The 13273-nt window shown below is 55.8% G+C and carries 12 protein-coding genes; 7 read left to right on the forward strand and 5 right to left on the reverse strand.

Annotated features, from left to right (window positions below; all coding sequences use genetic code 11):
• Positions 1-84: 84 nt before the first annotated feature.
• Positions 85-1341: a serine--tRNA ligase gene (gene serS, locus QP971_RS09250; RefSeq protein ID WP_239278612.1), complete on the reverse strand. Its 1257-nt coding sequence runs from the start codon at positions 1339-1341 to the stop codon at positions 85-87.
• A 65-nt stretch (positions 1342-1406) separates the two neighbouring features.
• On the opposite strand from serS, the gene QP971_RS09255 reads away from it, so the two are divergent.
• From QP971_RS09255 to QP971_RS09265, 3 genes are read left to right on the forward strand one after another with little or no spacing between them, the layout of a single operon-like run.
• Positions 1407-2156 carry a GntR family transcriptional regulator gene (locus tag QP971_RS09255; RefSeq protein WP_239278614.1) on the forward strand — a complete coding sequence of 250 codons (750 nt, stop codon included), beginning with the start codon at positions 1407-1409 and terminating at the stop codon, positions 2154-2156.
• Positions 2157-2192: 36 nt separating this feature from the next.
• The gene (locus tag QP971_RS09260; RefSeq protein ID WP_284811520.1) at positions 2193-3266 is read left to right on the forward strand and encodes a septum formation family protein; all 1074 of its coding nucleotides are present in this window, start codon (positions 2193-2195) and stop codon (positions 3264-3266) included.
• On the forward strand, positions 3266-3613 hold the full coding sequence (locus QP971_RS09265; RefSeq protein ID WP_284811518.1) for a metallopeptidase family protein: 348 nt from the start codon (positions 3266-3268) through the stop codon (positions 3611-3613). Before QP971_RS09260 ends, QP971_RS09265 begins: the two co-directional genes overlap by 1 nt.
• Here the strand turns inward: QP971_RS09265 and QP971_RS09270 are convergent.
• The 4 genes from QP971_RS09270 to QP971_RS09285 all read right to left on the reverse strand — a co-directional run bounded on the left by QP971_RS09270 (position 3610) and on the right by QP971_RS09285 (position 7647).
• Entirely contained in the window at positions 3610-4263 is a 654-nt protein-coding gene (locus tag QP971_RS09270; protein WP_284811515.1) for a histidine phosphatase family protein, read from the reverse strand. The genes QP971_RS09265 and QP971_RS09270 overlap by 4 nt on opposite strands.
• 9 nt (positions 4264-4272) lie before the next feature.
• The gene (gene pheA / locus QP971_RS09275; protein WP_284811514.1) at positions 4273-5211 is read right to left on the reverse strand and encodes a prephenate dehydratase; all 939 of its coding nucleotides are present in this window, start codon (positions 5209-5211) and stop codon (positions 4273-4275) included.
• A gap of 444 nt (positions 5212-5655) precedes the next feature.
• A complete protein-coding gene (locus tag QP971_RS09280) occupies positions 5656-6705 on the reverse strand; it encodes a GDSL-type esterase/lipase family protein (protein WP_284811512.1) in 1050 nt (349 codons plus the stop codon).
• Positions 6706-6786: 81 nt separating this feature from the next.
• The gene (locus QP971_RS09285) at positions 6787-7647 is read right to left on the reverse strand and encodes a 3-hydroxyacyl-CoA dehydrogenase NAD-binding domain-containing protein (RefSeq protein WP_284811509.1); all 861 of its coding nucleotides are present in this window, start codon (positions 7645-7647) and stop codon (positions 6787-6789) included.
• Between the two features lie 227 nt (positions 7648-7874).
• Here QP971_RS09285 and QP971_RS09290 point away from each other — a divergent pair, with 227 nt between their 5' ends.
• From QP971_RS09290 to QP971_RS09305, 4 genes are all read left to right on the forward strand, one after another.
• Positions 7875-9539, forward strand: coding sequence for an AMP-binding protein (locus QP971_RS09290; protein WP_284811507.1), 1665 nt, complete (start codon positions 7875-7877; stop codon positions 9537-9539).
• 600 nt (positions 9540-10139) lie between these two features.
• Positions 10140-11276: an amidase gene (locus QP971_RS09295; RefSeq protein ID WP_284811506.1), complete on the forward strand. Its 1137-nt coding sequence runs from the start codon at positions 10140-10142 to the stop codon at positions 11274-11276.
• Positions 11273-11971: a CPBP family intramembrane glutamic endopeptidase gene (locus tag QP971_RS09300; RefSeq protein WP_239274054.1), complete on the forward strand. Its 699-nt coding sequence runs from the start codon at positions 11273-11275 to the stop codon at positions 11969-11971. Before QP971_RS09295 ends, QP971_RS09300 begins: the two co-directional genes overlap by 4 nt.
• 63 nt (positions 11972-12034) lie before the next feature.
• Positions 12035-13273, forward strand: coding sequence for an LCP family protein (locus tag QP971_RS09305; protein ID WP_284788442.1), 1239 nt, complete (start codon positions 12035-12037; stop codon positions 13271-13273).

Consider the following 13273-nt stretch of genomic DNA (forward strand, 5'->3'; position numbering starts at 1 on the left):
GAGTCACCCCCCTGCCAATGTGGGTGATCTGGCGGTACAGGAAATTCGTCGCAGCGTTCATAACTCTCCAGGACGACGGCGGACTTACTGCGGGGTCAGGACATCCTTGCCCACGAACGGGCGCAGGGCCTCAGGGACAACGACGGAGCCGTCAGCCTGCTGGTGGTTTTCCAGAATGGCAACGAGCCAGCGGGTAGTCGCCAGCGTGCCGTTCAGGGTAGCTGCGATCTGGGTCTTGCCGTTCTCATCGCGGTAGCGGGTGGACAGGCGGCGAGCCTGGAAGGTGGTGCAGTTCGAGGTGGAGGTCAGCTCACGGTAGGTGTCTTGGGTAGGAACCCAAGCCTCATTGTCGAACTTGCGGGCCGCCGAAGAACCGAGGTCGCCACCGGCAATATCGATGGTGCGGTAGGGCAGTTCCATGGCTGCAAGCATGTCCTTTTCCATGGACAGAAGGCGCTGGTGCATTTCTTCCGCGTCCTCCGGCTTGCAGTAGACAAACATCTCCAGCTTGTCGAATTGGTGGACGCGCAGGATGCCGCGAGTGTCCTTACCGTGGGAGCCAGCCTCACGGCGGAAGCAGGAGGACCAGCCGGCGTACTGCAGCGGGCCATTGGAGAGGTCGATGATCTCATCCTTGTGGTAACCGGCAAGGGCCACCTCAGAGGTGCCTACCAGGTACATATCATCGGCCGGTAGGTAATAAACCTCATCGGAGTGCTGGCCCAAGAAACCGGTGCCGGACATAATGTCTGGGCGAACCAGAACTGGCGGGATCATCAGCTTGAAGCCGGCTTCGCGCGCCTTCTGCGCCGCGAGCATCAGCATTCCCAGCTGTAGGAAGGCACCATCGCCGGTAAGGTAGTAGAAACGAGCGCCGCCTACCTTAGCGCCGCGCTTGACGTCAATGAGACCGAGGGACTCGCCCAACTCAAGGTGATCCTTTGGCTCGAAGTCGAACTCAGGAATCTGGCCTACTTCTTCTACCACTACGAAGTCATCTTCGCCGCCGGCCGGGGCACCTTCAACCACGTTATCGAGCTTGTACTGCAGCTCTTCCACCTTGGCCTCAGCGGCAGACTGTGCCTCTTCCGCCTCCTTGACCTTGGCCTTCAGCTCATTAGAGCCCTCCAGCAGTGCCGGACGCTCCTCTGGGGAGGCTTGGCCAATCTTCTTGCCAAAAGCCTTCTGCTCAGAGCGCAGTTCGTCGGCCTTTTGGATAGCAGTGCGGCGCTGCTCATCAGCTTCCAAGAGCTGGTCTACGAGGGAGGGATCCTCACCTCGGTTCACCTGGGAAGCACGGACAACGTCGGGGTTTTCGCGGAGTAGCTTGAGATCAATCACGAATGTAAGTTTAGCGTATTGACAACGTCTTGCGGTGGTAATAACCACCGAATTATGATGGCTTTATGTCCGCCGTTCAGCTCCCCGCCCGCACAATTACGGACGGTCCAGTTCCAAAACACACCCAATTGCACGATATCCTCGAAGAATTGTGCCGCACGACCCTCAAACCCGGCGATATCTTGCCCGGCGAGAGGCTTCTTGAAGAAACCTATGGCGTGTCACGGATCACGGTACGCCGCGCCATCGGGGATCTTGTCGCGGCCGGAAAACTGCGACGCGTCCGCGGAAAGGGCACCTTCGTAGCGCCCAATCCCCTTGTCTCCCGGCTCCACCTAGCCTCATTCTCGGATGAGATGGGCGCACAAGACGTCACTGCCTCCTCCAAAATCCTTACCAGCGGACGCAGCAGCGCCCCGGAGGATGCCGCCCTCTTTTTTGATACGCCTGCCCAAACCGAACATATTCATCTGCGCCGCCTGCGCTTGGGCGATGGCGAGCCCTACTCCATTGATGACGGCTGGTATAACTCCACGTATGCGCCCAGCCTGCTAGAAAATGACACCTACAATTCGGTCTACGCCATCCTCGACTCCGTCTTTGACGTCCCCATCACCGATGCGGATCAAACGGTCTCGGCGATTTCAGCCGAAGCGGACACTGCCCCGCTTCTCGACGTCCCCGTGGGCACCCCACTGCTACACATCGTGCGCTACTCCCGCTCGGGTGATAGGCCGGTGGAGTGGTGTTCCTCCGTCTACCGCACCGACCGCTACCGCCTGACTACCCGGGTGGCTAGGGAGAACAGTATCTAGCCAGCACCCTGCTTAACAGGTAAGATTAAGGGCCTTATGAAGAAATCACCTGCGTGGCGTTCCGCTGTGGCCGTCCAGATTGTCTTGATTGCGGCAATCGCGGCGGCCGTTTTCATGGGCATCTATGGCGTTATCAGCTCCCACAAATCGGGTGGCGAAGATACTACCGCTGCCCAGCAGCACAATAGTGGGGATACTTCAGAAACCGCCGCTCCTAAACCGGAGCCCTTCACCGCTGCGGCCGCCGGCGCTTGCTTGACGTGGGACATCGCCCAGGATGGCTCCGCCACTGGGTTCAAGGAAGTACCGTGCTCCGAACAGCACCGCTTCGAGGTTTCCAAGAACGAAGACCTGAGCGTCTACCCCACCAGCGAATTCGGCCCTGATGCCACCCGACCAGCGCTAACCCGCCAACACCAATTGCGCGATGAGCTGTGCGAATCCGCCTCCGTGGGCTACCTGCACGGGAAGTGGGATCCGAATGGTAAGTACGATGTGGCGTCCATTCTGCCGCCGCAGTCCGCCTGGGATCGCGGCGACCGCACCTTGCTGTGTGGCCTGCAAACCACCGATGATCACGGCGTACCGCAGCTTACTACCGGCAACGTCGAGGCCTCCGAGCAGGCAAACCTCGCCAAGCCGGGCGAGTGCTTGGCCATCGATGACAAGCAAGTTCCGCACGTCGTCGACTGCGCTAAGCCCCACCAAATGGAGACCGTTTCCGTCATCGATGTGGGCAAGCAGTTCCCTGACGGCTACCCGGACGGCAAGGATATGGACAAGTTCCTGTCCGATACGTGTACCGCCGCTACTGAGGACTACCTTGGCGGCGAGGAGCAGCTCTACCAGTCCACGCTGCAACCATTCTGGGGCTCTATCACCGAGGCCTCGTGGAATGGCGGCACCAAATCCGTCAATTGCTCCCTTGTGCATGCCCGCGAAGGCGGCGGTTTCTCTGCCATCACCGGTTCCGCTACCGGTGGTCGCCAGGCGCTGACTATCGACGGTCAACCGCCGGAGGAACGCCCTGAGCGCAATCCACTGCGTGAGGACAAGGACAATAGTCCGGCACCCGAGTCCGCCGCCCCCGCACCGGCCCCAGCGCCCTAATGGTCGAGGTATCAGAAGAGCGCTTCGATGAGATGATCAACGAGGCGCTGGATCAAGTCCCCGAGGAATTCGTGCGCCGCATGCGCAACCTCGTCATCTTGGTTGAAGATGAAAATCCCGATAACCCTATGCTGCTAGGGCTCTACGAGGGCGTCGCACTGCCGCACCGCACCTTCGATCACACCGGTTTCCTGCCCGATGCGATCTTCATTTACCGGAAGACGCTGCAGCGCTGGTCCGGCAACGAAGAAGAGCTAGCAGAACAGGTCAAGGTCACCGTATTCCACGAACTTGGCCATTACTTTGGCCTTGAGGAAGAAGAGCTGCACCGCTTGGGCTGGGGCTAGAGTTCGGTATCTGCCCAGCGGGTCAAGGTCCACTGCCCAAAGTTTTTGCCGCGCGGTTCCATCACCATAAAACGGCAATTGGCCAGGTATCCGGTATAGGCAAAGTCGGCGTCAACACCCGTGGCGTGCTTGGTGACCACGCGGATGGCGGCGCCGTGGCTGACAAGGATGACATCGTGGTCGTCGGCAAGCTGCTCCGCAAAGCCCTCCAGCACCGGCTGGTAGCGCGCCAGCACATCATCCAAGGTCTCGCCGCCTTCCATCCCGGCACCGCGCTCGCCATCGCACCAGCCACGCATAGCCGCCATGTGCGCCCGATGGGCATCTTCGCTACCGTCCATCTCCCAGTCACCGGCGAAAATTTCGTGCACGCCGGAGATTACGTCAACGCGCTGAGAGAATTCCGGCATACCGCGCTCCTGCTCAAAGGCACGTGCCGCCAGCATCGCGGTCTGCTGAGCGCGCAGGGCAATGGAGCATTTAAATTCCACCTCGCGCTCGCCCACCAACTGCGTTAGCTCCCGGCCTACCTCCGTGGCTTGGTCGCGGCCGCGCTCGGTAAGCTCTGCCCCAGGCGGGCGGGTATCGAGAAAGCGCGAAATATTGGAATAGGTCTGGCCGTGACGCAGCAGGATAATTCTTCCGGGCATGCTTCTAGACTATTGGCCCCTGCGAGCCCGTGCTACCCAATCATCCGCCGCGGTGATATCGCGCGGCGGCTTGCCCGCAGGCGTTGCCGCCGGCCAAGAACCTAAGAACCGCATATCCTCTGCCCGCATCTTTAGTGCACGCAGGGCTTCTGCAACAGCTTGATCCTCGATATGCCCAATAAGATCCACAAAAAAGCGATAATTACCGAGAGCATCTCGTGTAGGGCGAGACTCAATCCTAGATAAATCAACACCCCGTTGGGAAAAATCCTGCAGAGCTCCGACCAAGCTACCCGGCTTATTGGGAAGAGAAAAGAAGACACTAGTTCGATCATGGCCAGTTCGCGCCGGTGGCTTTCCTGGCAACCCTACCAAAATGAATCGGGTTTGTGCATTAGGAAAATCCGCTACATCTCGTGCAATAGACTCCAGCCCAAAGAGCTCCGCGGCGCGCCCCGGTGCTGCGGCTGCGTCCATCTGTCCTCGCACTACGGCCTCTGCAGCCGCAGAGTTTGAGCTTGCCGGGACAAAATCCACCTCGGGTAAATTTTGTTTTACCCAAGAGCGAATCTGACGAAATGCCACCGGGTGGGCGCTCAACCGCCTAATCGTTCGTTGATTCGGCAAGGTCATAATATTGAACGCGATGGAAATATCCGCTTCACCGTAAATCTGGACCGGTCCAGATTCTATGAGCGCATCATAGGTCGAAGTAACCGCACCTTCTACGGAATTTTCGAACGCTAAGCATGCATATTCAGCAGTTCCGCAGTGTAGAGTTCCAATGATATCCGAAGGAGAACCCATCGAAAACATCGTCGCTGCCGAAAAATTACGGGTTAACGTCTCAGCGGCGATTTGGGTAAAGGATCCTGGCGGCCCAAGGTAAGCAACCCTTGGAGTGGAGCCATGATTCAGTGTGCAAGTCGTCATATTGGCCAATTTCATGCCTACAGTACCGTGGGGCGCACGCCTTAAACCTTGAGTGCAGTGGCTGGTAGCTTGACAAAAGAGAAGTCTAACACAAAAACGGCAGGCGGGATAAACTTCTCAATTCCAGCCTCGTCAAAATATATGCGGTGCAAAAATAACATCAGCTGGGAGAAAATCATCTAAGCAGCCGACTCTCGACCCCGCCATACAGTTAACACCTATCCACTACTAACGGGGCGACCGCGGCACCGCCATGTATAGCTCGGCCTTCTTACCAAGGCAATGTTTGAACAATACCGAGCAGTTGCGGTGCGGCATTCTGGACTGCATTTACTACGGAGTCGACGAAGCTATCGAACATTCCACTATAGTAGTTAAAGGCCATAGTAAGTGGACTACTCGGATTCTTGGTATCTAAGAGCACGATTGAGTATCTTTCTTTTGGAAGACTGAGTTAAATTAGCGGTACTGTGCAGCAACGTGACGGGAAATTTCATTTACCCCGACATCTGTCAAATGGAGGGCAAGATTATAACTACTCGTAGTAGTATCGATCAAAACCCCGCTTACCCAACGGTCCTCGGGCGCAGCACATTCCCCATGATCCTTGGAAAACTCGCGTGTATCGATATATCCCACGTTCTTGCGCTCGGCAGCCTGCTGCATCCAAGTGTTAGAGTTTATTTCTCCTCGGGTATCCCAATAAATCGGGAAGGCATAACTGATATCGAAGGCATTATCTTGTCCACGTCCATACCCCACATGATATAAGCATTGCCAGCCGCCTGGACGATCGTCAGTGATGGTATGGTATCCCACCAGCTTTACTGTAGCGTTTGGAGCCGCTCGTTTAACACGGTCGATAACCCTATCCATAGCCCTCGCAAAAAGATCCCGTTGCGTGGGTGAATTCAGAAGTTCAGCCAGTTTATCGTCGTTAACGCGCTCTCCTGATGGCAGTGTATAATTGTTATACACGTCATTGTATCCGGCCTGAATAGCCACATACTTGGTGCTAGGACTTAACGCTCCATCTCGAACGGCGCTATCTACCTGAGACAAAATTGTATTACCGCCGTTTGGTGAGTAAAGAGTTGCGCCAGGGCAGGAGTAGTCGTTCAACGGAGCATTCAAGTTGGCTGCTAGTGACTTAGGGATACTCGGAAAGCCCTGAGCACATCCACGTGCACTGATATTAGGTGAGGCTGCACGCAAAGCCGAGCGAACACCGTTATCTTGTACCCCTCGAGTAGCCATGCTATACGCGGCGTCACCAGCAGTGGGATTACTAAAAATAGAATCGCCAAGTGTCACAAGATTATTTGGAGAAACCTTCTCGACAGCACGATTGGCATTTAAATCCTGGAGATTTACTCGTGTTGGATCCAAATACGGCAGCTGCCGATCGTCACTACTAAATGGCGCTGCTCCGGCGGGAGAAAGAGAAGCAGCCATCGTACAGAAGCTTAGCGAAGCAGCGACAATTCCCTTACGAACTTTTTTCAACATTGAGAAACCTTCTCGAGAGCCTTTTTAACGATACGAATTACGGCCAGTATACTATAAATCTTACGATTTTTAACCTTCAGATCAACTGTAATCGTAAATTCCCTTGCCGTTTTCGACTCCCAAGCAGCCTTTAGAGATGTACGCCTCGGTTAGATAGTCAATAATTCTTTGGGACCCCTCGATGCCGGCTTCAACTTCCAAAGACAAAACCGAGACGATCGTGCGCAAGCCGACTATGTCGACTACCCGAAATGGCCCTTCAGACCCCATCACGGCTTCCCACACTGCATCTATGTCCTTTGGGGAGGCAACGCCTGTCGCCGCCAAATCCAGCCCTGCCCTTAGCCAAGGGATCATGAGAGAGTTTAGTATATATCCAGGCTGCTCTTTCATTAGAGGAACAGGAGTGAGCCCGACTTCCTTGACAAACTGTGCTACCTCATCCATAAGCTCCGGCTTCGTTCCCGGATGAGGCATGATTTCCGCTGTACTACGCTTCCATATTTCGTTTGCAAGGTGAATAGCTAGGAAGCGAGAACCATCTTTAAGGTATTTCGCCAACGAGCTCGGCAATAAAGTTGAAGAATTTGTAGCGACGACCACTTCATCACTGTCGATATTTGCCTTAATTGTTTCAAGTACCTGTTTTTTAACTTCTCTGGACTCGCTGGTGCATTCGAATACAAGATCGGTGTCACTCAATGCTTCCTTTGGGCAACTGGAAACTTTGATGCTTTTCTGCGCCCGGAGAACTTCGTCAGCCGTGAAGGGCGTTTCTTCCTCATATTTTTTGGAATATGCACGAATGCGACTGAGTGCCTTTTCCAAAGAATTATCGGAACGGCCCAGGACCGTGACCTGCTTTCCGTAAAGTGCGAATTGCAATGCTGCTTGGGCACCGAGGGTCCCGCCGCCAAATACAGTTATGCGATTAATATTCATGTTCTCTCCAGTCTAGGCTCGCAACACGTTAGGAATGTAGTCAGTTCGCTACATAAACGCGTTCTCGCGTCAGCATATATACCTTTACCACGTGCATACATATAACACACCATGTTATGCGAATAAGGGCCTCAAGTTTCGCTAACGCTTCGCAAGAACTCGCTATTAAGGTTCATTGCCCTTATAATTTTTGAGACTTCGTCTCTATCCAACTTGAAAGGACAACCGTGCGCTCCACTAGAACCCTAGAAAATGCCAAAGCGACGGCAATCGGCATGAAGTTCATGCTTCGAACAGCCCATAACGCCGGGTTCATCGGACTTGGAAATAACCCAAAGGCAATTCTTATGGCGTTGCCCAATATAATCCGCTATCATTTTTCATTCGCCCGCAACTTGGAAAATGCCCGCCTGAACCACCCCAACAGGATAGCCGTGATAGACGATCGCCGGTCAATCAGCTTTCAAGATTTGAGCGCCGAAATTCAACACGTCTCCCGTTGGCTGATTGATTATGCAGAAAGCCACGGAGTGAAGCGTCGAGATTTTTCGTATGGCGTCCTTGCACTAAATTCGATTGAGACAATCGATGCTGCTATAGCAAAATCATATAATGGCATGTCATGCAATATGCTAAATGTGCAAGCCTCGAAAGAACAGTTAACAACACTGATCAACCAAAACGATATACGTTTAGTTTTCGCGGATAGTGAGTTAGCCCATAAGCTGCCCAGTACCGTTGAGGTAGTTATCCTCAACGGTCCTCGCGCTTCCGAGAGCACTCACCCTCGCATCGTAGACTCCATTTCACATATTTTTGACCAGACCCCGAAAAGCAAGCTTCCGCTCATCCCCGGACAGTCCCCTAATGTTCTGTTTTCCTCCGGCACGACTGGTACCCCTAAAGGAGTCGGTAGAAATGATCCAATGTTCCCCATTACGTTGGGGCAAATCCTTTCGGTAATGGCTTGGAAACCTCTCCAAACAATATATATGCCTTGCACACTTTTCCATGCATGGGGGCACGGCGGGCTTAATATTGCATTCGCCGGAGCAAATACCCTGGTTATTCGGCGGATCTTCGACCCTAAAGAGGGCATGGAACTCATCGATCGCTACCAATGCGAAGGGAGTATCTCTTCTCCTATTTTCTTGAAATACATGCTCAGCGATGACTACTCGCTTGAAAGCTTAAAATGGATAGGGTCAAGCGGTAATAAAGTTACGAAGGATTTGGTCGAACGCGCTAATTCACGTTTTGGCCGTCCGATTGTTTCCAATCTGTACGGGTCAACTGAAACTGATATGACAACCTGCGCTCCCCCAGAGGTCGTCCTCCGTGATCCCTCAATCGTAGGAATGCCATCACCTGGAATTCAAGTTTTAGTTCATGATGGCAACGGAAATAAAGTACCTACTGGCCGTATCGGACAAATCGCAATGAAGAGCCCGATGATGCTAGACGAGTACACGAATCCCGATAAAGAACCACCTTACGTCCCTAACACCGGAGGCATGATTAACATGGGCGACATGGGCTTCTATGACTCCGAGGGATACCTACATGTTGTCGGACGCTCAGATTCCATGATAATTGTCGGCGGTGAGAATGTTCATCCCGAATCCGTCACCGAGGTAATAGAGAAACATCCCCATATTAAAGAAGCCTTCGCAATCGGGGTTGACGATCCCGAGAAATTCCAACGAATTGCGGCTATTGTAGTTACCGATGGATCTTCTGTAACCGAAGACGATGTCCGAGATTGGGTGGACGACAATTTAGCCTCCCATTCAATTCCAAGGGACGTTTACTTCACTGATTCTCTCCCCCGTAATGCAATGGGAAAGGTAATGATCAACGAAGTAAAGCAGCTTATCGACCGAATGGCATAACAAGTGCGGCAGCCTGCGGTTAAGGTCAAATCTGTTTTGCTCCAATAATTTTGATTCCCATGCAAAGCCCGCATTCGATGTGAAACTGCTAATCGGATTCACGAGACTATGCCCGCATGCCAGCACGCTTTTCGCTTTCCGCTTGATAAGGTCTCCGGCTCGGAAACAAAGTAAGGAGGTTATGGACTTCGACCAATTCCGTTGGGATCTAGCAAGGTGGACAATTCCTATACTCCGATACGTTTAGATTATCTTTAGGCATTGACCCTGGCTCACCAAGCTGTCTTCGCTCGCTGGCTTTCGTGTCAAATAAATGCGAACGGGTTAACAGATCCCGACTCTAGTACGCCTGTGCCCTAGGCTCATCCCGCCGCGAGTAGCGTACTCGGTTCCTATCGCGACGCAACTTGTATGCTAAGAGGACGGCCTTGAAATTATTCTTCCTAGGCATACTGGCCTCCTCTTTCCTAATCGCTAGGTGGCCACCCATAACAGAACTGAAAAGTTCTCTCCCTCGCTTTTGCTAAAGTACTACTGGCCAAGCGTTTCCACCTAGTAACAGCTTCGAGTCGATCCAGAGGGACTCTATATTGGGGCTTTATGGACTTTTCCGTAGAACAACTCCGTTCAAATCTGCACGGCCTTTCCCCTGCAGAGCATGGATTCACCTATATGGACCTAGAGCGGAAAGCAACCCATAGCGGCCGTCTTAGCGGCTGGGTGCTCTCCGCCAAGGACCTTTACAATGTCGCTGGTATGCCCACTACCCTGGGAAATGTAGACCGCACCTATCAAGCAATCGCCAGCGATCCCTTCGTGGCTAGACTGGAAAAGCAAGGCGCCTTAATCATCGGCAAGTCCTCCACCCCGGAGTTGGGTCTGCGCGTAGATACGGAACCAGTAGGCCTGCCCCATCCCGATAATCCCCTTTATCCCGGCTGCACACCGGGTGGTTCCTCGGGCGGTGCTGCGGTACAGGTCGCGCGCGGGTTGCTGCGCGCGGCGCACGCCAGCGATGGCGGCGGTTCCATCCGAGTGCCGGCCGCGGCCTGCGGCGTGGTGGGCTTTAAACCGGCAGGAAAAGAACTGGGTGCGCAGGGCTTTATCACCCGGACCGTGGCCGATAATGCCTTTCTGCATGGCCACCGCATGATCACCCCGCGCGCCCGCATCGGCCTGCTGGTAGAGCCCCTGTTTTGTGATGCCAGCGTCGATGCCCACCATCTGCGCGCCACCCGCGAGGCCGCCCAACGACTACAGGCAGCCGGCTTCACCGTGGTGCCCATTTCCCCGTATCCGCAGGCCCGGTCCACCTTTGCGCATTTCCGCACGACTTTTACCTCCCGCCTAGCGGGGCTCAACCCGGCGGCGGGCTACGCCGAATGGATTGCTCAGCAGGGCCGGCGCGTTAGCGCCGCTGAGCTGGCCGCGGCGCGGGCGCATGTCCGGCAACTACCCGGCTTGCTGGCCCAGGAATGGGGCGTCGATGCCATCCTCACCCCAATGCTGACCACGGACCCGCCGCGTATTGGTTCTTTCCTGTCCCTGCCCCATGCGGAGAATTTCGCGGCCCAGACCCGGTGGTCGCCGTGGGGTTCCCTGTTCAACATGGCCCGTCTGCCAGCCATTTCCGTACCGTGGGCCGTACCCAATCACCCGCCGGTGGGCGTACACCTGGGAGGCATTACGCTTTCCGACGCCGCCCTCCTCGGCCTCGCCCACATCCTGCACCCATGACCAAGTCTTTACGTGCCGAGCTGCTCATCGTCCTCACCCTCACCTTCGGTATTTCCGGGGTGCGGGCGGTATTAAACCTCATTAATTCCCTGGCCTCCCCGCACCGGCTCAACGAGCAATCGGTCACGCTCAATTCCAGCCAGTCCTCTCTTGCCTGGGTGGATATGGGCCTGCAGCTGTGCTCCGCCGCTGTTCTCTTTTCCTATGGAGCCTTAGCGCTTTTCCTGCTGGCCAAGGATCACATAGTGCCCCGGCCCCACCGCACCCGCGACTGGCTCGAAGGCGCAGGGCTTGCCGCCCTCATTGGCATCCCGGGGCTCGCCCTGTATTTCGCGGCGGTACAATTGGGGTGGAGCAAGGAAGTCATCCCGGGCGACTTCGCCAATGCCTGGGTGGAAATCCCCGTTTCCCTCCTCAAGGCCGCTGCCAACGCCTTCGCGGAAGAAACCGTGGTGGTGATGTGGCTTATGACGCGCTTGCGCCAGGCCCGCTGGTCGCTGCCTGCCACGCTGGCCGCAAGCTCCATTCTCCGCGGTTCTTACCACCTCTACCAGGGTGTTTCCGCTGGATGTGGCAATATCATCATGGGGTTAATCTACGGCTATTACTACCACCGCACGGGGCGGGTATGGCCTTTGGTCATAGCGCATTTTCTTATCGACGCCGTCGCTTTCGTGGGTTATTCCTTCCTGTGAAAATGCCCTTAAGGGGACGTCGTGAAGCAGGCGTTGCTCGCTGCTCCTTGTAAGGTATAGCGCATGACTGAATCAGGACGAGATCCGCATAGGGAGGCCCGCCGCGCCGGCGACGACTCCTCCACTGAATTCGTCCTTGGGGCCGATGGACGTCCCCTCAAGGATCGATACGGCCGCCCCATTCGACGCCGTTCCTCCGCCCGCCCGGCACCGCGGCGCGTGGAACCCGAGCAACAATCCTTCCGCGCTCCACAGCCACAGCAACAGCCCCCGCGCCGCACTCCGCCGCCAACACCGAGCCGCTACCCCAGCCAGTACCGCGCGCAGCAGCGCCCGCCTCGTCGCACCACGCCGCGCCCTGCACCCCGGCAGCGCCCGCACAGCCGGCGCAAAAAGGTCAATCCGGCCAAGCGCGCCCTCGGGTGCGTTGGCTTGGCGCTTGTCGTCCTGCTGGTATTCAACCTCGTCTTCATGTTCTGGACCGATGCCCGCCTCACCCGCGTGGAGGCGCTGCCAGAAGAACAAGTGTCTAATACCGCCGGCACCAATTGGTTGCTCGTCGGTTCTGACTCCCGCCAAGGCCTCAGCGAGGAACAGCAGGCTGAACTGGGCACCGGTGGTGATGTGGGCGAGGGCCGCACCGACACCATCATGCTGCTGCACATCCCACGCACCGGCAAGGCCAAGCTCGTTTCCATCCCACGCGATAGCTACGTGGAAGTCCCCGGTTTTGGCATGGACAAGATCAATGCTGCTTTTACCTACGGTGGACCGCAGCTCCTTGTCCAAACCGTCGAGGGCACGACCGGTCTGCGCATCGACCACTACGCCGAGATCGGCATGGGTGGCCTAGCCAATGTGGTCGACTCCGTGGGTGGGGTAGACGTATGCGTGAAGGAACCCATCAATGACCCGCTGGCCGGCATTGATCTCCAAGATGGCTGCCAGAAGCTCAAGGGCCGCGACGCCCTCGGGTACGTGCGCACCCGCGCCACCGCCATGGGTGACCTTGACCGCGTGCAGCGACAGCGCGAATTCTTCTCCGCATTGCTGGATAAGGTTGCTTCCCCGGCCACCCTGATTAACCCATTCCGCGCCTTCTCCTTGGTCAACCACACCGCCTCCTCGTTCATCGTGGACGAGGGCGACCACGTTTGGCACCTCGCCCGCGTGGCACTTGCCATGGGCTCCGGTGTAGACACCGAGACCGTCCCCATTGGCGGTTTCCAAGATACCGAGGTAGGCAACGTAGTCCTCTGGGACGATGGAGCAGCCGCCGAGTTGTGGGATTCTCTCAAATAG

Origin of the sequence: Corynebacterium marquesiae, assembly GCF_030229635.1 — a bacterium.
In the GTDB taxonomy this organism is placed as follows: Bacteria; Actinomycetota; Actinomycetes; order Mycobacteriales; family Mycobacteriaceae; genus Corynebacterium; species Corynebacterium marquesiae.

Bases quoted from the DNA above. Each gene is read 5' to 3' on its own strand.
- QP971_RS09255 (WP_239278614.1), top strand. From the start codon at position 1,407: ATGTCCGCCGTTCAGCTCCCCGCCCGCACAATTACGGACGGTCCAGTT.
- QP971_RS09260 (WP_284811520.1), top strand. From the start codon at position 2,193: ATGAAGAAATCACCTGCGTGGCGTTCCGCTGTGGCCGTCCAGATTGTC.
- QP971_RS09265 (WP_284811518.1), top strand. From the start codon at position 3,266: ATGGTCGAGGTATCAGAAGAGCGCTTCGATGAGATGATCAACGAGGCG.
- QP971_RS09270 (WP_284811515.1), bottom strand. From the start codon at position 4,263: ATGCCCGGAAGAATTATCCTGCTGCGTCACGGCCAGACCTATTCCAAT.
- pheA (WP_284811514.1), bottom strand. From the start codon at position 5,211: ATGAAATTGGCCAATATGACGACTTGCACACTGAATCATGGCTCCACT.
- QP971_RS09280 (WP_284811512.1), bottom strand. From the start codon at position 6,705: ATGTTGAAAAAAGTTCGTAAGGGAATTGTCGCTGCTTCGCTAAGCTTC.
- QP971_RS09285 (WP_284811509.1), bottom strand. From the start codon at position 7,647: ATGAATATTAATCGCATAACTGTATTTGGCGGCGGGACCCTCGGTGCC.
- QP971_RS09295 (WP_284811506.1), top strand. From the start codon at position 10,140: ATGGACTTTTCCGTAGAACAACTCCGTTCAAATCTGCACGGCCTTTCC.
- QP971_RS09300 (WP_239274054.1), top strand. From the start codon at position 11,273: ATGACCAAGTCTTTACGTGCCGAGCTGCTCATCGTCCTCACCCTCACC.
- QP971_RS09305 (WP_284788442.1), top strand. From the start codon at position 12,035: ATGACTGAATCAGGACGAGATCCGCATAGGGAGGCCCGCCGCGCCGGC.